Below are 19,807 nucleotides of genomic sequence, written 5' to 3' on the forward strand. Positions count from 1 at the left end.
TACAATGACTGCATGACCTAATACAGGAGATGACAACAGATGAGTGAACAAGTGAATCAGCAAGAGCTTGTGCAATACATAGCGGATGCGTCTAAATTGGATCCGAATCATATCACGATAGTGTTGAAGCATGAGGAGACTTATATCAATAAGGCGAACGCAAATGCGAAAGGTGAAGTCGATATTGATAGCGATGATCTGGTGGATTATGTGATGAGTCGCCCGGATGTGAAATTAAACGAGCTGCAAGTGGAGACGATCCTTGATCTAGAGATGGATTATTTGATGGAGCAGGGCCTTGCTGGCTACGTAGATTAATGTATCGGATATCCTGATGACGGCTAATTGCCTGCGAAATACATGGTTTATGGCCCTGATTTCGTTCAAAAACGCTTACGAACCTGTCATGGTTGCTGTAGGCGTTTTTTTACGTCCATACCAAGCGTTGTTTAGCGAGGTTGGCGCCCCCCATTCTTTTCGCAGATATGAACATTTTGTGCCTTTTGTCATTGCGGCCGTTATGCATTTTTGTTCGTATATTTGTTTGTGCTACACTGGTTTAAAGCTCATACGAACGAGAGAAATCATGGGGCAGCGATCTTAGACGGGGGAGTGGACAGATATGGCATTTGTGACGATCAAAGATGAATATAAACGTTATCAGATGGGCGAGACGACCATTGTTGCGAACGATGGGATTAACTTGGAGATTGAAAAAGGGGAGTTCGCGATCATTGTCGGTCCCAGTGGTGCCGGGAAGTCGACGGTATTAAATATACTTGGCGGCATGGATACGGCCGATGAAGGACAAGTTCTAGTGGATGGTACGGATATTGCCCGGTTCAATAGCAAAGAGTTGACGGGGTACCGTCGCAACGATGTCGGGTTCGTGTTCCAATTCTATAATCTAGTGCCCAACCTGACCACGAAAGAGAATGTCGAGCTGGCATCGCAGATCTCGCCGCGAGCATTGGATGCGGAACAGGTGTTAAGGGATGTGGGGTTAGGCGAACGGTTGAACAACTTCCCAGCACAACTGTCTGGCGGTGAGCAGCAACGGGTAGCCATTGCGAGGGCTCTTGCCAAACAACCGAAGCTGCTTCTGTGCGACGAACCGACGGGTGCCTTAGACTATAATACGGGAAAACAAGTGTTGAAGCTGCTCCAGGATACCTGCCGAAATACAGGGACGACAGTCATTGTCATTACGCATAATTCCGCGTTGACGCCGATGGCAGACCGGGTGATCGAGATTAACAATGCCAAGGTTCGTAAAATGGCAAAAAATCCGAATCCAATTTCTGTCGATGACATTGAATGGTAAGGGGTTCATCACATGAAGAAAAAAGCATTGTGGAGGGATATCCTTCGGGAAATCTGGCGCACGAAAACAAGGTTTCTATCGATTTTCGCGATTATTACGTTGGGTGTCGGGTTTTTTGCCGGGATCAAGGCGACGGGACCCGATATGCTGGATACAGCGGATCATTATTTTAAAGAACTGAAGCTTATGGATGTGAAGGTTCAATCGACGTATGGTCTGAATGAACGCGACATCACAACGTTGAAGCAGATCCCGAACGTGCTAGAGGTGCAGCCTGAATATAGCGGGGATGCTTTTCTAGGCGATAGCGGGTTGATTGGCAAGGTGTTTTCTTACCATGCAGGGGATTCACTGAATCGTTATGTGGTCGTCGAAGGGCGGATGCCCGAAGCCGCGGGCGAAATCGCGATAGATGCGAGTGAGCGGGGCAGCCGATTTAAGTTGGGCGACACGATCACGTTTACGAACCCGGATGCCGAGACTGACCTTGAGGATACTTTCCATACGCTCGACTATAAAGTCGTGGGCAGGGTCAAAAGCCCACAGTTCATCAGCAGCATGGGCCGGGGAACGAGCAGTATCGGCAAAGGAACGGCAGATGTATTTGCCGTCATACCGGACAAAGACTTTAAGTTGTCGGTCTACACGGAAGCCTATATGAGCTTTAAGGACACAGCCGACTTAGTGCCTTACACGGCCGCGTACGATGCGAAGATTGAGAAGCATACCAAGGCTGTAGAACAAGCCTTAGCTGCACGGCCGGAAGAACGTCTGGCAGAAGTCCGCGTCGAGGGTCAAGTGAAGCTGGATGAAGCGCAGCAGAAGATAGATGACGCTAAGAAACAATTAGCCGAAGCGAGTCAGAAGTTGGCCGATGCCAAACAGAAGCTTGATCTAGGGGAACGAAGCTACCAAGCGGGCGTAGACAAGCTTGAATCAGAGCTTGCCCAAGGTCAGGCGAAGCTGGATACAGCGGCTCAGGATATCGTGAAGGGGAAAGCAGAGATTCAGCGCAATCGGCAGACGCTAGCGGAGGGGCAAGGACAACTTCAGACCGGGCAAGCGAAGCTGGATGCACAGAAGAAAGAGCTGGAGCCGAAGCTAGCCCAAGGCCTGGCGCTGGTGAAGTCGCTGCTTCAAGTCTCTAATCTGCCACCCGATGCAATTCCGGAAGCGCAGCAAACCGAGCTTCAGACGGCAGCACAATCGGCTGATCCAAAGCTCGGCCAAACGGTGGCCGGGTTCATGCAGGGAGCGGTTGATGGAGAAACCTTGAAGCGCGCTGCCACTTCGTTCGAACAAGGCTTGAACCAAGCCTCTCAGCAGTTAACGAATGCACAGCAGGAGTTAGATGCGAAGAAGAAGCAGCTACAAGCAGGCTCCCGGCAGCTGCAAGCGGCAGAGAAGAAGCTAATGCAAGGCGAAGCAGCGTGGAAGCGTGGGACAGCCGAGTTAGCGAAAGCTAAGCAAGAAGGGCAAACACAGCTAGATAAGGCGAGAACAGAGCTTGCTCAGGGGCAAGCCGATTACGAAGAAGGACTGAATACCTACCAGAAGGAAAAGGATAGTGCAGACCGGAAGATTGCGAATGGCGAGAAACAGCTGGCCGAAGGGAAGGAAGAGCTGAATAAGCTTGAGCTGCCCAAAATCTATGTGATGGATCGCAGTGTCAACCCGGGTTACACGGAGTTTAGTGATAATGCGGACCGGTTGGCATCGATTGCGACGGCTTTTCCGGTCTTCTTTTTCCTCATCGCGGCTTTGGTGAGTCTGACGACAATGACCCGTATGGTGGAAGAACAGCGATTGCAGATCGGGACACTCAAGGCGTTAGGATACAGCAACATGGATGTGATGAAGAAGTTCCTAGTCTACTCCACGTTGGCTAGCATTACGGCATCGGCGGCGGGTCTAGCGATTGGCTTCACCCTGTTCCCTACGATTATTTACGATGCCTATAGCTCACTCTATAATTTGCCCGGCGTACGGACCAGCTTCTATATGAGTTATAGTATCATTTCAGTACTTGTTGCTGTGCTCTGTACAACGATGACGGCTTCGATCGCGACCCGGGTTGAGTTGAAGAGCAATGCATCCGTGTTAATGCGTCCGAGAGCGCCTAAGAGCGGATCGCGTATTCTGCTGGAGCGCATTGATTTTATCTGGCGCCGACTGAGCTTTATCGGGAAAGTTACGGCACGCAACCTATTTCGCTACAAGCAGCGGATGTTCATGACGGTATGCGGCGTTGCCGGGTGTACGGCATTGATTCTGACCGGATTCGGATTGAAGGATTCAATTGGTGATATTGCACCGCTGCAGTATGGCAAGATTATGAAATATAACGCAGCGGTCGTTTTGCAGGAGGATAGCAGCAAGAAGTTGGCGGAGGATTACAACAAGCTCATTGCAGATACGCCTGAGATTACGGGCAGCTTGAATGTTACGCGTGAAGCTGTGCTGGCCACAAAGAAGGGCGTTAACAGTCAGGATGTGAACCTGTTCATTCCAGAGCAGGCGGATGCGTTGAATAACTTCATCGTACTGAAGGAACGGGGCCGTGAGGAGACCATTCCTTTACCGAGCAATGGCGTGATCGTATCGGAGAAGTTAGCGAAGCTATTCGACCTGCATGCAGGCAGCACGTTGACCGTCCAGAATAAGAATAATGAGCCGTTTGAGCTGAAAGTAGCGGGGACGACCGAGAACTACGCTATGCACTATGTATATATGACCCCACAATATTATGAAGCGGTTTTCGGAAAACCGGCGGTAGTGAACATGCAGCTGCTCACATTCAATCAGGCAAATCCCGCATGGGAAGATCAATTCGGTGAACGATTAACAGCAAATCCGCGTGTCGGTATGGTCAGTTTCACGAGCGGTGTAAGCAATGCGTTCGGCGATACGATGGATAGCATGAATGTCGTCGTGGTTGTGCTGATTATTTCTGCTGCTGCACTGGCCTTTGTCGTATTGTACAATTTGACCAATATCAATGTATCGGAACGCATCCGAGAGTTGTCAACGATCAAGGTACTCGGCTTCTACGACAAGGAAGTCACTATGTACATTTACCGCGAGAATATGATCCTGACGGTGCTTGGCATTATCGCGGGGAATTTCCTCGGCGTACTGCTGCACCGATTCGTGCTTCAGACGGCGGAAGTGGATGCGATGATGTTCAGTCCAACCGTTCATGCCATGAGTTATGGATATGCGGCAGCATTGACCTTGTTATTCTCTGGGGTTGTCATGGTATCCATGCACTACAAGCTGAAGCATATCGACATGATTGAAGCGTTGAAATCGGTAGAATAACGTACTTTCACCAATAGGAAAATATAACCAAACGATCAAACTTCCTTGTTAAATCCTACAAGGGGTCCTATAATGGGTACCAATCAAATGCATATACACTGGATGAAGTTTACGGGAGATAAGCAACAGCTTGGCCGAAGGGGCATAAACTCTCAGGCGCTGAAGACATGGGTTGACATAAACCCTCATGTTCGAGGCAGGACCGTAAGTGGACAGGACTCTGGAGAGACTCCGTGGATGGAGCACCGAAGGGGCAATACGCGATCAGGGAACAGTATCTTATGACGCGTTAAAACTCTCAGGTAAAAGGACAGGGATTGCAAGATCGGTACCTAACATGTACACGCTTAAGATGTGAATGGTTTCACATGCTGCGGCGTATTTATGATCTGCAATATTGTCCCCAGAGTCAAATCCTCGGATTTGGCTCTTTTTCATGTCGTCTACAAGGGATGCAACATCATGAGGGGGAAAAGGAAATGCATGCTTTGGAACATGTATTGGAGAAAGTGAATCAATGGGTATGGGGAGCGCCGCTGCTTATTTTATTGGTAGGAACGGGGATATTGCTGACATGTCGGCTTGGTATGCTACAGGTGATTCGGCTGCCGTTGGCCCTAAGACTGGTATTCAAGGCTAAGAATGAAGGCGAGGGCGATGTGACAAGTTTTGGCGCCTTGGCTACGGCACTTGCGGCAACCGTCGGTACCGGGAACATCGTCGGGGTTGCGACAGCCATCCAAATTGGAGGCCCTGGTGCGTTATTTTGGATGTGGATGGCCGCCTTCTTCGGGATGGCAACGAAGTATGCCGAAGGTGTGCTGGCTGTGAAATACCGGACAATCGATGACAAAGGACAAGTCTCCGGTGGTCCGATGTACTATATTGAACGGGGATTAGGGATAAAATTCAAGCCGCTGGCAATATTCTTCGCAGTGAGCGGGGTATTGGTGGCACTCTTCGGGATCGGGACGTTCCCGCAAGTTAATGCGATCGTATCTTCAACGCAGTCGAGCTGGGGAGTCCCGGTGATCGTGACAGCGGGGATCATGACGGTGATCACGGCTTTGGTCACGTTGGGGGGAATCAAGAGTATTTCACAAGTGTCGACCAAAGTTGTTCCTGTGATGGCAATCATCTATATTATCGCGAGTCTTGTGGTGCTCGCCACATTTGCCGATCAAATTCCTCATGCCGCAGCTCTTGTCTTCCGGGGGGCGTTCAGTCCAACGGCTGCGGGCGGGGGTTTTCTCGGTGCAACGGTCATGATGGCGATTCGCAACGGGGTTGCTAGAGGGGTGTTCTCGAATGAATCAGGTCTAGGGAGTGCACCGATTGCAGCAGCAGCTGCGAAGACCAAATGGCCAGCCGAACAGGGACTCGTATCCATGACAGGTACGTTTTTTGACACGATTATTATTTGTACATTAACGGGCCTTACTTTAATCGTGACGGGGGTCTGGAATGGAGCTGAGAGAGGGGCTATGATGCCGCGATTCCATATGGATCGATGATTCTAACGGTCAGTCTGATATTGTTCGCTTTTACGACTATTCTAGGGTGGAATTATTACGGTGAGCGCTGCATGACCTATTTGTTCGGCGTGAAATCGATCTTGCCGTACCGGATTATATTTATTCTCCTGATTGCCTTCGGTGCTTTCATGAAGCTGGATGCGATCTGGCTGCTCTCGGATATTGTGAATGGCTTAATGGCGCTGCCGAATTTGATCGCTTTGTTAGGCTTATCCGGTGTGGTTGTTGCGGAGACGCGTCGTTATTTGCAGCATTTGAAGGGTCAGAAGTTAGGTTGATATAACAGACTATTTATAAATTCATGTACCGTGTTCGTGCGGTAGAAAAGTTGTTGCAGGAAATGATTGCCGAGGCGTTCGAGATAGAATTAAGGTATAACTGATTGAAGCCAAGCATAAACCAAAAAACCATCATAAAAGGGCTGAAAGCATCAACAACCGTAAGTTCGACGGTTAGGGGAGCTTCAGCCCTTCTGTGTGTAAGGATATATCGTAATGTAACACCTCGAGGGGTGTACCTCTCTTGAGCCCCTATAACTCATTGAGGAGAAATAGAAAAATCAGTCATTAATCAGGTTTTATAAGCCATTATTCAAGTGAGTGGCTTATGCATTTAATGTTATTTAAAGTAAATATATGATAAAATAGGGAAAATGTAATAAACATCATATTTTCACTATAATAAATGTGAAAAAATGGTTTTGTGTTCATATATTTCCTATCTAGAGGGAGGGAGAAATGCGATGGATGTATTGAACAAAAAGGGAAATAGAATGCCTCGGAATTTTATTTTAGTCATACTTCATAAAGGAGTGATTTATAACATGGTAAAAAGAAAGAAGTTTTTACTGGCCGGTATTTCTATTTGTCTAACACTAATCTTATCCGTAGGAGTTGCTGCTGCTAATTGGGATAATATTTTGCAAAAGTATTTAGCGAAGGATGAAGTGGCTTTGCAAAATGATGTTGAAAATATGAGCAATGAACAACTTATTGATGAAATTGATACTTTGGCTGCTACAGTTGATCAACCGGCATTAAACAGTAGTTCAGGGAAAAGTAATATCAATATACTTATTCCTTTTGTATCAGAGCTATTTCAAAGAAAAGATGAACTAAAGGATGTCGATATTCTTAGTATTATTGCTGATAATAGCAAAACGGATATTACACATGAGTCATTAGTAGATTTATATGCGCTTAAACATGAAGCTAGCAAAGATGGAACCGAGATAAAGCAACTCCTTCTTCAGGATGAGATTAGTACTCGGGTTAAATCTAGAATTGTTTCTACTGCCAACTTCACTATAGAAGACGTTGAATTGTTGAAGGAATTGATTCAAAAGGACGATGGGATTCTAGCCTTCAATAGTTTAAAACGCTTAAGCAGAATAGATGGTGCAGAATCGTATAGGCTTTCAGAAAGTATCTTGTCAAATATAGAAAATGAATCAAATACTACGATATCGGCCGCTTTAAAAGCTACTGCAAACTATCTTAAAGATTCTAATCAATCTGCGATTCAAAAAAATACAAATCTAGAAGCTGATTTCATCAATGTAAGCTTGAAAATAATAAATACCAGTAATGACCCCATCCTCAAAGACTCCGCTTTTTTCGCCATTTCTGAAATTGGAAGCCAGAATGCTATTACTCAGATTATTGAGAGCGACTCGGTTGAAAACCAACTAAAAACTTATGCGATCGATCAAAATTTTCTTACTCTAAAGGAAATGCTGACTAGTAATCCTACAGAGGATGAAATTAGAACTGTGCTAACTGCACTCGAATTACTGCCGATTGTGGATTTGCTTGATCCGCTTAAAAATGTGATATCCAACATTAGTGATCCTGATTTGAAGCAGCGGAGTGAAGAAGTTATTTTGCTTATAAAGAATGAAGGCATTAATGGAAATTATAAATGGGTTAAATAACAATAACTCATATAGATGAGGTGAATAAAAATGACAAAAATTTGTAAAAAGTTTTGTATTACTTTAGCAACAATGGTTTTGTTGGGAACTTCGTTTACAGGCATTGAAACAGTTAATGCTGCTACTGGAAATCAAGGCTATGCAGCATATAGAGATGGTGTGTTTTTTGGCTTTGATTGGCACGCAGGTTTATGGGATGAACCCTCGACTGCTTATGCATTTCCTATTCTACATGCTCCTGGTCCTGGTTCTGTACTTAAATGGGATTCTTATGAAAATTTCTTGGATGGAAATACATTTACAGGAACATTCAAACCGAATACTGATCCTAGTTCAAGTGCGAGAGATTTATTTGTTGCTATGGGGAGGAACCTGCGTACAGAAAATATTTCTTATAATTTAGTTTACCAAGTATATTACAGCACTGATGATGCTAGCACATATGTAAAGTACGATGAAATAAGCTCCATGCGTTGTGATGGTGTTATCGAATATATTTATGAATGGTACAGTAACAGAGTATACGGAGACGACACATATTGGGATGTGACGAAAAATAGTTTTTGGGGTAGAGACCACCATAGCGGTACGGCTGTTACACCAAAAAAACAAGTGAACTATCTAACGGCACTACCATGAGCAAAAACAAACAATTAGTCATTATGTTCCTTATCTCAGTTCCGTTCAGTATCATGAATTTCACTGCTTATCTAATGGGAAATATGCCTAGCCTATTACAAGCACTTTCATCTATCCTTTTCATGATAATTTGGTTTGTTTTTGGATGCATGAGGTATCAGAAGCAAAAAGAATACATGCTGCTATCCACTGTATTTTGGTTCGTAGGCGCATTGTTACTAGCATCAGGTTACTATTTCAATATAGCTGAAATATCTATTCCTGCGGTTCTTATCTGGCCTGGGCCTGCTTATGGAATAAGATACTTCTTAGAGACTCCATCTGAGATAACATTAGCATTAATCCTTGTAATGATTTGTTATGGGTGCAGCACGGCGGGTGTTATAGTAGGGAAGCTTTTTGCAGTGATACGCAAAAGATTATAGGGACTATTGCTGAGGAGAACCCCCATCTTAACAAGATGGGGGCTTTTTTTGCATAATGAGCCAGAAGAAAGGGTGTCATCGCTCACGAATTTACCGGTTTTTTACATAGCGTTGATACGGGACTAATATTTCTCAGGTATCTTTAAATTAGAAAATCGGTAGAAACGAGGATTGCTGATGAATTCCTATCCCGTGATTGCTTCAATTACGGAAGCAGACCAAATTGCGAAGGCGTTAAAGAGCGATGTAAGGCGAGTTATTTTAATGACAGGCAGTATCACGAATTTGAAACAGATCATCGAACAGCTCCATAAGGCTGACAAACAAGTTTATGTACATACGGAAATGGTTAGCGGAATTGGCCGGGATGCAGCAGCGATTCAATATGTCGCCGAGGTTTTTCGGGCGGATGGGATCGTAACGACGAAGAGCAACGCGGTTACAGCCGCCAAGCAGGCAGGCATGGCCAGCATACAACGGATTTTCGCGATTGATTCCGCGGCCGTAGAGACCGCGATTCGCATGATCAATACATGTAAACCGGATGAAGTCGAACTCATGCCGGGGTTGATGCCAAGAGTCATTCGGCATTTAAAGCAGCGAATTACGCAACCACTCATTGTCGGCGGCTTGATCCGTCATGAGGAAGAAATTGTGCAAGCTATCGAGCACGGTGCAGATTTTGTATCTATCGGCCATGAGAAATTCTGGTCACCAACTATATAGGATCCTTGGGTGGAGACGACGAGAAAACCCGGTGGTCAGTGAATCAACATCTTTTCATCAAAAAAGAGGGGGGTTTGCTACTGGGTTTTTTGTGTTATTCAAAAATACATTTGGTGGAGGTACGTGTACATGACGATTCAAGCAGTGGCCCATCGCGGGTATCCAAGAAAGTATCCTGAGAACACCTTGTCCTCGTTCCAAGCGGCGATTGAACTGAACTTTTCCCATCTGGAATTGGACGTTCACCTCAGCAAAGACGGAATCCCTATGGTGATTCATGATCATACGATCGATCGTATGACGAACGGAACCGGAAGAGTCGTGGATTATACAGCTGCGGAGCTGCAACAATTTACGATTGCCGGAACCGAACGTATTCCAACGTTGGTGGAAGCTTTAGCCCTTCTCAAAGGCAAGCTGCGGATCAATATTGAGTTAAAGCAAATGGGGAATATGTATCCCGGATTGGAAGAAAAGGTGTTGCAGGTCATTGAGGAGATGGATGCGATACAGGATGTCGTCATGACTTCGTTTGATTTTGATGCCTTGGAACACATGCGTACCCTGTCCCATGATATTCCCATCGGTTTAATCACATTCAGCTGCTCTACTGCCATTCTGGATTGGTCCAAGTCCGTGAATGCAACCTTCTTATCCATGCATTATGGATTTGTCACGGAACGATATGTGCAATTGTGTCAGCAGCAGCAGATTCAGCTGATGGTATGGACCGTGAACGATAAGAAGGTAATGGAGAAATTTAAGCATGATCCTTCCATTTTGGTATGCACAGATGAGCTTGAGCAATGGATAGAGACGGTGCACGCAGCAACGACAGCATAAGAAGTAGAAGGAGATCGGATATGGACGATTTATTATCATTTGACGCTTACTGTTTTGACTTAGACGGTACCATCTTCATCGGGGATCGGCTTCTCCCGGGTGTACTAGATACGATCATGGCTCTGAGGCAAAGGGGCAAGAAGGTGATGTTCTTAACCAACACGTCCGTGCATACGCGGCAAGACTGCCAGCGAAGATTAGCACGGCTTGAACTCGAATGCCAGGTGGATGAGATCATGACGGCCACTTATGTATCGGGAATGTACTTTCAGGAGCATGCACCGAATGCCGTTATCTTCATGGTGGGCGAAGCGGCCATGAAGGAAGAGCTTCGCCAGTTCGCTGTTCGCATGACAGAAAATCCACTCGAAGCAACGCATGTGCTCGTAGGTATGGATCGCCAGTTCACCTATGACAAGCTTCATGGGGCTGCAAAAGCGATACGGAACGGGGCCAAGCTGATTGCCGCAAACCCGGATACATGCTGTCCTGTTGTGGATGATGTCATTCCTGATACAGGTGCCTTAGTCAAGGCGCTGGAGGCAGCAGGCCAGTCGCAACTAGATGTCGTCATTGGCAAGCCTTCTGCTTATTATGCAGCTAAATCCATTCAACAATTAGGCTTGAAGAGTGAACGATGCCTGATGGTGGGCGACCGCTTAGAGACGGATATCCTTCTTGGCCTGAATAACGGCATGAAGACGGCTCTTGTACTCACAGGAATTGCTTCAAGGGAGGATATCGACAACATGCAGATCTATCCGGATTATGTGATTTCTACGTTAGGCGAAATGGTTCGTGGAACAAAGGGGTTATATACGGCCCAACTATAATGCTGGAGGTTGATATCGATGCGTATCGCACTCATAGGGGATTTCCATTATTCACGGATGCACCATGATTCCGAAGAGTTGGTGAAAGCCAAAGAAAAAGCCTATCGCTACATGCTGCAAGCTTTTCTAGACCAAGAGGCAGATTTCCACATTTCCATAGGGGATTTGACTCATGAAGGAGTCCCGGAAGAGTTAGAACAACTCGTGGAATGGATAGATCACAGCGGACGTCAGTTCATTCATGTCCTTGGCAACCACGATACGTATTCGATCCCGAAGGCAGATATTCTGGCGATTACGGGTCAGGAGCGTTACCGTGTCATCGATACGGAGGACGTCATGCTCTTGATTCTGGATACGACGCAAGAAATGAACCCATCCGATTGGGGCGGAACATTAGATGCGGAACAGCTTGTGTGGCTGCATCAACAGCTTGAACGGTCGGGGGATAAACCCGTGTTCGTTTTTGGCCATCATCCTGTGCATGACACGACGATGCGCTCTACGATGGATATGTTATCGATCCATCCGCGCGTGGATGTGAAGTCCGTCTTGCATCGCAAGGCAGAGGGCGGATTCTACTTCTGTGGTCATAATCATGTGAATTCGTTGGTCCGCCAAGCAGGCTGGCATTATATTCAGACCGCGGCCTGCCTGGATGTTCCGGCATTTCGCATCATTGAAGTTAAAGATGGCGAGGTAAGTATGGATTACGTTCGTATGGACGATCCCCAGTTGAACGAGGATGTCGCCTGCTTCTATACGCGTATGCCAGGGTTCGGACCTACAGCATCTGCACTTGGCGAAGAAGCGGACTTGCGACTCGTTACGCAACGATTGAAGGCTGCACGATAATTCAGAAAGCGGGGGTGACCGTGATGGCACAAATCATGCTGAAGAATATTGAGAAGCGTTTTAAGCAGGAGAAAGTCATAGAAGGCTTGGATTTGACGATAGAAGATGGCTCTTTCACGGTGTTGGTCGGTCCGTCAGGATGCGGAAAGTCGACGACGCTCCGTATGATTGCTGGTCTAGAACAACAATCTGACGGACAAATATGGATCGGCGACCGCTGCGTGAACGGGATTGAACCGGGGAAACGCAACGTTGCGATGGTATTCCAGAACTACGCCTTATACCCGATGATGACAGTCAAAGAAAATATTGAGTTCGGACTCGTGAACCGTAAAATGCCGAAGGCGGAACGTGAGAAGGTGATACGTGAGATCACGGAAATTGTTGGCCTCGCAGATTATTTGCACAAGAAGCCTCAAGCGCTATCCGGCGGTCAGCGGCAACGCGTAGCGCTTGCGCGGGCAATGGTGAAGAGCCCTGCCGTCTTCCTCATGGATGAGCCGCTGTCCAATCTGGACGCCAAGCTTCGGAGCCAAATGAGGACGGAGCTCATTCAACTGCACAAACGGCTCGGAGCAACGTTTGTTTTCGTCACCCATGACCAAGTCGAAGCAATGTCGATGGGGGATCGGATTGTCATTATGGACAAAGGCCGCATTCAACAAGCGGATAGCCCGATGCAGATTTACGATGATCCTGACAATTTGTTCACGGCACAATTCATTGGCACCCCTCCGATGAATATCGTAACCCGTTCCAAAGCGGTAGAAGCATGGGATTATCAGGTGGATGAATCGGTGCATCACATCGGCTTCCGCCCGGAGAAAGCCGTGATGACCATGGACAAGAAGGCAGCAGTCGGGAAGCTGCATATTCCTGCGCGTATCGTGACACGCGAGACGCTCGGGGCGGAAATTATTTATCAGTTGGAATCCACGGTAGGTACATTCTATGTGAAGAGCTTTCTGAAGCCGTTAGAAACCGCCGTGGAAGTGAATGTTTCGGTGTCTTACACGGATCTGTTCTACTTCGGCCAGGATGGGCAGCGAGTTCGGGCATTAGAGCCTACCGAGGTGCAGGAACGGTTAGTGATTGCAGGAGGGGGATACGCATGACGTTGTGGTCTCGGCTTCGCCCCTATGTGATGGTGGCACCGTCCATTGCGATCTTCTCGATTTTCTTTATTTACCCGATTTTTTACATGATTTATTTGAGCTTCTTTAACTGGGATTTCATCAATCCAGTGAAGGAGTTCGTGGGACTTGATAACTTTACGGAGCTATTTCGCAATAACGAGTTTCTTCAAGTGCTTAGCAATACGCTCAACTACACGCTGCTTACGGTGTCTTTATCCATTGTGATCTCGCTGTTCCTAGCCATCTGGCTGAATCGGGAGGGAACGTGGTACGGCATTGTCCAAGGCGCGCTGTTCAGCCCGCATATCATTTCGCTCGTATCGGTCTCGCTGGTCTGGATGTGGCTCATGGATCCGCAGTTCGGACTGTTGAATTGGCTGCTGCAGCTCGTCGGATTGCCGAAGCTGGAATGGTTAAGCAGCCCGGACAGTTCGCTGCTGTCGCTGGTTCTTGTGGCGGTATGGAAAGGTGTCGGGTATAACGCCCTCATCTTCATCGCTGGTCTACAAAGTATCCCGAAGGACATGTATGAGGCATCCGCGCTGGATGAAGCCAACCGCTTACGAACGTTCTACAAAATAACGCTGCCGATGCTGTCGCCGACCTTGTTTTTCCTGATTATCATTAATCTGATTAGTTCATTTCAGGTCTTCGAGACGATTGCGATTATGACCAAAGGCGGTCCAGTAAACTCCACGAATACGCTCGTCTTCTATATATATGAGTATGGGTTCCGCTATTTCAAAATTGGTTATGCATCAGCTGCCGGGGTCGTTCTTCTCGTCGTGGTGGGATTGCTGACATTGGTATATTTCAAGCTATTAAGCCGAAAAGTTCATTACCAATAGAAAGGAGCGAGGATGATGCCTATAGAACAAAGACCTCTTCTCAAAGTACTTCATTATCTGGGTATGGTCCTTCTGATGGCCGCCTTCGTTATTCCCTTTCTGTGGATGATCTCGACATCGCTGAAATCGTACGCGGAGACGGTTATTTTTCCGCCGAAATGGATTCCGTCGAAGATCATGTGGAGTAATTTCACCGCCGCATGGGAATCAGGTCCGTTTTTGAAATATTTCATGAACTCGGTCGTGGTTTCGATCAGTATTTTGCTGCTGCAATTCACGACGATCATTCTAGCGGCATATGCCTTCGCGCGGTATCGGTTCAAGGGCGGCAATCTGCTGTTCGGTATTACGATGGTGACGTTAATGATCCCAGGACAGTTAATATTTTTGCCCGTATATCTGCTCATGAGCAAATGGGGGTTGTTGAATACGCTGTTCGCCCTTATTCTGCCGTTCTCCTCCAGCGCCTTCGGAATCTTTATGTTACGGCAATCGTTCAAGCAGGTACAGGAGGAGTTGATCGAAGCAGCTCGGCTGGATGAGGCGCCCGAATGGAAAATCATCCTGAAAATCATGGTGCCGATGGCTCGTCCAACCCTGGTGACCTTTGCGTTGTTCAGCTTTATCGCCCATTGGAATGATTACTTCTGGCCGTTGGTCATGACGACGACGGATGCCGCACGTACGCTGCCGATCGGGATTTCCAAGCTGCGGGAGGTGGATGGCGGCGCAGCATGGCACATTTTGATGGCTGGTAACATGATTCTTGTTATTCCGATTCTGATCGTTTTCTCGTTGGCTCAACGTCACATTATTAAAGCTTTTGTCTATTCAGGCGTTAAATAATATACCAATAGGGAGGATTTACCGTGAAAAAAATAGCTTCTGTTCTTCTAGCAACGACGCTTGCTTTGTCTTTGGCAGCCTGTGGGAATACGACGTCCAATGCTTCAAATGATGCGCCAGCCTCAGGCAGTGCCTCGACGCCAGCACCCGAGAAGAAAAAAGTTGAAATTACGTATTGGTATTCGTGGGGCGACAAAATCGGGGAGAACAACGAGAACCTCGTGAAAATGTTCAATGAATCGCAGGATGAAGTAGTCGTGAAAGCCGAATATCAAGGAACTTATGATGACCAACATTCCAAAGCGCAAGCGGCATTCGCAGCAGGCAATGCACCAGAAGTATGGCAGAACGAAATTTCATCGGTGGGCGTATTTGCCAAATCAGGCATGACAGAAGATTTAACCCCTTTTGTAGAGAAGGCTAACTTGGATATGAAGGATTTCATTCCGGGGTTGATGGGGAACTCTTATGTGGACGGCAAGTTATATGCATTGCCTTACTTGCGCAGCACGCCGATTCTATACTTGAACCGTACACTGTTGAAAGAAGCGGGATTAGATCCAGCCGGTCCTAAGAACTGGGCGGAATTCGAAGAATATGCACGGAAACTGACGGTAAAAGACAAACGCTTCGGCATCACGATGCCGGTCGATATTTGGACTTACGAAGCCTTCGTAAGACAAAGCGGCGGTACGATGATTAGTGAGGATAACAAGACTGCGGCATTCAATACGGCAGCAGGCATAGATCCCGTGAAGCTCTGGCTGAAGATGAAGAAAGAAGGGACCATGAACATCGTTACGACGGATGATGCAGGTACCCAAGCCAAGACGGATTTCCATAACCAGCGCTCTGCGATGCAATTTGCTTCCACGGCAGATTTGACGAAGAACATGATTGTGGCGGAGGAACAAGGTTTTGAATTAGGTACGAGCTTTATGCCTGCCAATACAACCTTCGGTGTACCGACGGGCGGCTGTAATCTCGTGATGTCCGCTAAGTTATCGCCGGAAAAACAAGAAGCGGCATGGAAGTTCATCCAATGGATGACGAGTAAAGAACAGACGATTTATGCGAGCTCCTTCACAGGGTACTTGCCAAGCCGTGTTAGCGCGGTGGAAAGCGATGAAATGAAGAAACTATATGAAGAGAAACCGTTATTCAAAGTTGCAGTTGATCAATTAGCCTATGCAGGACCACGTCCAATGCAGAAGGCATACCCGGAAATTGCGAAGATTCTGAAGGATGAAATCCTTCGTTCCGTGGTCGATTCATCGGTTACCGCTGAAGCAGCCATAGCTGAGGCAGCGAAGAAGGCAGATGCGCTGTTAAGTAAATAATCTCGGGTGGCCTGCAGCCTCCTCTCACATCGTGAGGGGAGGTTGTTTTGATTTCAGAATTTGTAGAGATCTTGCTGTTAGAATGGAATTTGCTTTTGTGAACTGTCTAGGAAGGGATGAAGTCATCGTGTCCAAGCGTCATGTGAAGAATGATATCGAAGTTCGAGTTATAAACGTAGGGGGGATCGAAACGCAGGTAACCTTTAGGGAAGTGGTTCATCCGAATCCCGATTCGGGCATTTTTGTTCGGCCCTATGGGAAAGTAACGGATAAGTTAACCCAACGTGCAATTGAAGGTGCGGAGATTCGGATGTACGATGCCGATTCGTCAAGGGATCATCACTTTCCAAGCGGTTTTGCACCGCAGGATCATGCAAATGCTATACAATACAGCGATAGAAACGGGATGTACGTATATTGGTTCTCCCCTAACACAAACTATTACCTTGTCGTCACCAAGAAAGGGTATGAGCCGTATATTAGCCCGTTACTATCTACTGCTGCAGCTATTGTGAAACATGATGTGATGCTGAAAGCTGCATACCCTGTGAAGCTGCCATTTGCTAAATAGCCGTGTGACTTAACGTACCATACATTGCTCATACCAAGCTGTAATATGCGGTTCGGGTACGGTTCCGAATTCTTCGGATAGAATCTCGCATAAAATCGTGTATTGTTTTTTGATCGCGGCATAGTCACCTTGGGCTTGGTAAATTTTCATCAATGACCAATAGATATCTTCTACGTCCGGAAAGGCTTGTTGAATACGATAATTCAAAGTGAGGGCCTCTGCATAGAACTCGGATTCCGCCATGAAGTTCGCCACACGTACGGCGTGCTGGAACCAGATTGCACGAAGGCGCTCTCGTTCGCTTTCCGCCCAAATATAGTCATAATCCTCTAAGTAATCCCCGCGGTACAATTCCAAGAGCTCCTTGTGATGCGCAAGGGTGTCTAAGGAGAGTGGCGGCATGTCTTGTAGGCTCTTCTGCCATTCGTCGACGTCTAGTCGCACTTGCTGTACATCAAGCATATATCCTTTATCTATGCTATGAACCTCGATCGGAATCTCATGAGATTCTAGTAGTTTGCGAATTTGATAGATCGCTGAATACAGCTGGGTTAGTCCTTTCTTGGGATCGGTATCTGGCCATAGCATCTCTAGTAAGGTATCTTTTTTTATCGTTTTCTGTCTCCAATGGATAAGATATGCGAATAATTCTTGCGCTTTTGTAGTCCGCCATGCGAAATGAATAGGCTGCTCCCGTTCAAATTGCAGGAATGAAAAGCAGCGCAACAAGGGAGGGGAATCTGCCTTGTGCATATACGGTGCCCGATCCTGACAAAGTTGAAGTCGAGTTATGGTGGTCTGAAGGCGTTCGGGATGCAGCGGCTTCAGGAGATAATCGACAGCATTAACTTCAAAAGCTTTGATGGCATGCGTATCATAGGCTGTTACGAATACGATATTCATGGCAGCGTGGCATGCATATAATCGTTCAGCTAATTCAATTCCGGACATAACAGGCATATCGATATCTAGGAATATCACATCGGGCCGAAGCTCCATTGCTGCATGCAGAGCCGCTTCGGGATTCTGATATTTGCCGATGATGTCCATCCCGCCAATCCTTAATAAATGCTTCTCAAGGGCAAGCAAGGCCAAAGCTTCATCATCAACCAGCATCACCTTCATCACGCTAACCTCCTAAGCCCTGCTTTCGTCTAAGCGTGGGATTGTCTTGTCTGTATACGTCATATTATATCTCTATTTCGGCTCGATAGTTAGCTTTTTGGAAGGAGTTTATTATTTGAAAAGCGTACGCATCCCTTCGCTATATAGGATATTAAACCTATATAACATGTTGAGAAAATATGGAGGTAGGCAATTTGTATCACTGATTAATGACAATAAAATTGTTAATCTGTCATGAAATATCAGATTTTGTATAGATTTTCATGATACAATAAGTGTAAGATATAGAAAGCAAATTATTTACAGTTTCACAAGGACTAAAGACCTAATGAATTCATCGGAGATAGAAGAGATGAAGTGGAGTATTTTTTTTTGCATTCATGTCATGGTATTGTTCGTCGTTTTTGTTTCTTTCGATCCTGTTTTTGGTGAACCTGACACATCTTTTAGAGCGTCCTCCAGGCCCTTTACCCCCTCAAATGAGACCTTACAAATTCAACAGAAGCAAAACATGCTATATCAGTTCATCAACAGCAAGCTTCGCGGAAGACATGGTGTGTTCACAAATTATCGGGATACGGATCAATCTGCGCAACTAGCCACCGGGCATGAAGTATTATCCGAGTCTGAGGGTCTGCTGCTGCGTTACTTTGTTAAGACGAACCAACGCAGTGCGTTTGATAGAGAATGGGCACTTGTGAAACGTACTCTTAATCTAGCATCGGGGTTCAGTTATCGATACAGCCCAAAGCTTCCAAAGCGTTATTCGACCAATGCGGCTGTGGACGATTTACGAATCATTCGTGCACTGTATGAAGCAGCGAGTACATTTAAGAATACGACATATAAGAACGAAGCCGACACTTATGCCAAACGATTCTATACATATAATACGAAAAATGGATATGTATACGATTTTTATGATGCATCATATCAAATGACGAATCAATCCATTATGTTGTGCTATATCGATTTGACAACACTACAAAGACTGCCGGGCCCTTTAGATCAGCAGCGTCAGTTGTATTCCAATATGTTGAGCGTGATACAGAATGGATATGTGTCTCATATTTTCCCGTTTTACGAGACAAGGTATCAGTATGATACGCATTCGTATCATTCCGAGAACATTAACACGGTCGAATCCCTACTAACAATTCTAGCGCTTGTCGAAGTCAACCAACAGAAGCCGGAGAGCATTGTTTATTTGAAGGAACAGGTGAGAAGCGGTACTTTGTACGGCCAATACACGCGAGAGGGAATTCCGACGAACACAATTCAATCCACGGCCATTTACGCTCTTACAGCGATGATAGGTTCTGAGCTTGATGATCAGGAGCTCTATGAGAATAGCATTCAGAGAATGTCTCAATTTCAAGTAAATAATGCCGATAGCCCTCTGTATGGCAGCTTTGGTGATACGAAGTCGCAGACAGTCTACTCATTTGATAATTTAATGGCACTGTTGGCCTTCTCATACTAAGCAATGAAAGAGAGGAGGAAGCCA

At 46.3% G+C, this 19,807-nt stretch carries 16 protein-coding genes, 1 pseudogene and 2 riboswitches; of the genes and pseudogenes, 16 read left to right on the forward strand and 1 reads right to left on the reverse strand.

Annotated elements, in window-relative coordinates; translation table 11 throughout:
* Nucleotides 1–39: 39 nt before the first annotated feature.
* From BVG16_RS09345 to BVG16_RS09420, 15 genes and pseudogenes are all read left to right on the forward strand, one after another.
* Nucleotides 40–318, forward strand: coding sequence for a hypothetical protein (locus BVG16_RS09345; RefSeq protein WP_078498278.1), 279 nt, complete (start codon nt 40–42; stop codon nt 316–318).
* 304 nt (nt 319–622) lie between these two features.
* Complete coding sequence (locus tag BVG16_RS09350) at nt 623–1,324, forward strand: ABC transporter ATP-binding protein (RefSeq protein ID WP_078498279.1); 702 nt, start codon at nt 623–625, stop codon at nt 1,322–1,324.
* A gap of 12 nt (nt 1,325–1,336) precedes the next feature.
* Nucleotides 1,337–4,645, forward strand: a complete 3,309-nt coding sequence (locus BVG16_RS09355; RefSeq protein ID WP_078498280.1) for an ABC transporter permease — start codon at nt 1,337–1,339, stop codon at nt 4,643–4,645.
* Nucleotides 4,646–4,747: 102 nt separating this feature from the next.
* Nucleotides 4,748–4,817: riboswitch (glycine riboswitch) on the forward strand.
* A gap of 38 nt (nt 4,818–4,855) precedes the next feature.
* Nucleotides 4,856–4,969, forward strand: a riboswitch (glycine riboswitch).
* 155 nt (nt 4,970–5,124) lie between these two features.
* Nucleotides 5,125–6,458, forward strand: a pseudogene (locus tag BVG16_RS09360) (alanine/glycine:cation symporter family protein).
* A gap of 464 nt (nt 6,459–6,922) precedes the next feature.
* A complete protein-coding gene (locus BVG16_RS09365; RefSeq protein WP_078498281.1) occupies nt 6,923–8,113 on the forward strand; it encodes a hypothetical protein in 1,191 nt (396 codons plus the stop codon).
* Nucleotides 8,114–8,143: 30 nt separating this feature from the next.
* Entirely contained in the window at nt 8,144–8,752 is a 609-nt protein-coding gene (locus BVG16_RS09370; RefSeq protein ID WP_078498282.1) for a hypothetical protein, read from the forward strand.
* 602 nt (nt 8,753–9,354) lie between these two features.
* Nucleotides 9,355–9,903, forward strand: coding sequence for a glycerol-3-phosphate responsive antiterminator (locus BVG16_RS09380; RefSeq protein ID WP_078498284.1), 549 nt, complete (start codon nt 9,355–9,357; stop codon nt 9,901–9,903).
* A 129-nt stretch (nt 9,904–10,032) separates the two neighbouring features.
* A complete protein-coding gene (locus BVG16_RS09385; protein WP_078498285.1) occupies nt 10,033–10,746 on the forward strand; it encodes a glycerophosphodiester phosphodiesterase in 714 nt (237 codons plus the stop codon).
* Nucleotides 10,747–10,766: 20 nt separating this feature from the next.
* Nucleotides 10,767–11,579, forward strand: coding sequence for an HAD-IIA family hydrolase (locus BVG16_RS09390; protein ID WP_078498286.1), 813 nt, complete (start codon nt 10,767–10,769; stop codon nt 11,577–11,579).
* Between the two features lie 18 nt (nt 11,580–11,597).
* A complete protein-coding gene (locus BVG16_RS09395) occupies nt 11,598–12,434 on the forward strand; it encodes a metallophosphoesterase family protein (RefSeq protein ID WP_078498287.1) in 837 nt (278 codons plus the stop codon).
* 23 nt (nt 12,435–12,457) lie between these two features.
* Complete coding sequence (locus BVG16_RS09400) at nt 12,458–13,549, forward strand: ABC transporter ATP-binding protein (protein ID WP_078498288.1); 1,092 nt, start codon at nt 12,458–12,460, stop codon at nt 13,547–13,549.
* Nucleotides 13,546–14,418 carry a carbohydrate ABC transporter permease gene (locus BVG16_RS09405; protein ID WP_078498289.1) on the forward strand — a complete coding sequence of 291 codons (873 nt, stop codon included), beginning with the start codon at nt 13,546–13,548 and terminating at the stop codon, nt 14,416–14,418. The genes BVG16_RS09400 and BVG16_RS09405 overlap by 4 nt, the downstream gene beginning before the upstream one ends.
* A 12-nt stretch (nt 14,419–14,430) precedes the next feature.
* Nucleotides 14,431–15,264: a carbohydrate ABC transporter permease gene (locus BVG16_RS09410; RefSeq protein ID WP_408635315.1), complete on the forward strand. Its 834-nt coding sequence runs from the start codon at nt 14,431–14,433 to the stop codon at nt 15,262–15,264.
* Nucleotides 15,265–15,287: 23 nt separating this feature from the next.
* Nucleotides 15,288–16,604: an ABC transporter substrate-binding protein gene (locus tag BVG16_RS09415; RefSeq protein WP_078498291.1), complete on the forward strand. Its 1,317-nt coding sequence runs from the start codon at nt 15,288–15,290 to the stop codon at nt 16,602–16,604.
* 127 nt (nt 16,605–16,731) lie between these two features.
* On the forward strand, nt 16,732–17,175 hold the full coding sequence (locus tag BVG16_RS09420) for a carboxypeptidase regulatory-like domain-containing protein (protein ID WP_144027335.1): 444 nt from the start codon (nt 16,732–16,734) through the stop codon (nt 17,173–17,175).
* A 9-nt stretch (nt 17,176–17,184) separates the two neighbouring features.
* Here the strand turns inward: BVG16_RS09420 and BVG16_RS09425 are convergent, their stop codons facing one another.
* The gene (locus tag BVG16_RS09425; protein ID WP_078498293.1) at nt 17,185–18,300 is read right to left on the reverse strand and encodes a response regulator; all 1,116 of its coding nucleotides are present in this window, start codon (nt 18,298–18,300) and stop codon (nt 17,185–17,187) included.
* A 352-nt stretch (nt 18,301–18,652) separates the two neighbouring features.
* Between BVG16_RS09425 and BVG16_RS09430 the strand changes: the two genes are divergently transcribed.
* On the forward strand, nt 18,653–19,783 hold the full coding sequence (locus tag BVG16_RS09430) for a hypothetical protein (RefSeq protein ID WP_078498294.1): 1,131 nt from the start codon (nt 18,653–18,655) through the stop codon (nt 19,781–19,783).
* Nucleotides 19,784–19,807 lie beyond the last annotated feature (24 nt).

Origin of the sequence: Paenibacillus selenitireducens (assembly GCF_002021565.1) — a bacterium.
GTDB classification, from domain to species: Bacteria; Bacillota; Bacilli; order Paenibacillales; family Paenibacillaceae; genus Paenibacillus_K; species Paenibacillus_K selenitireducens.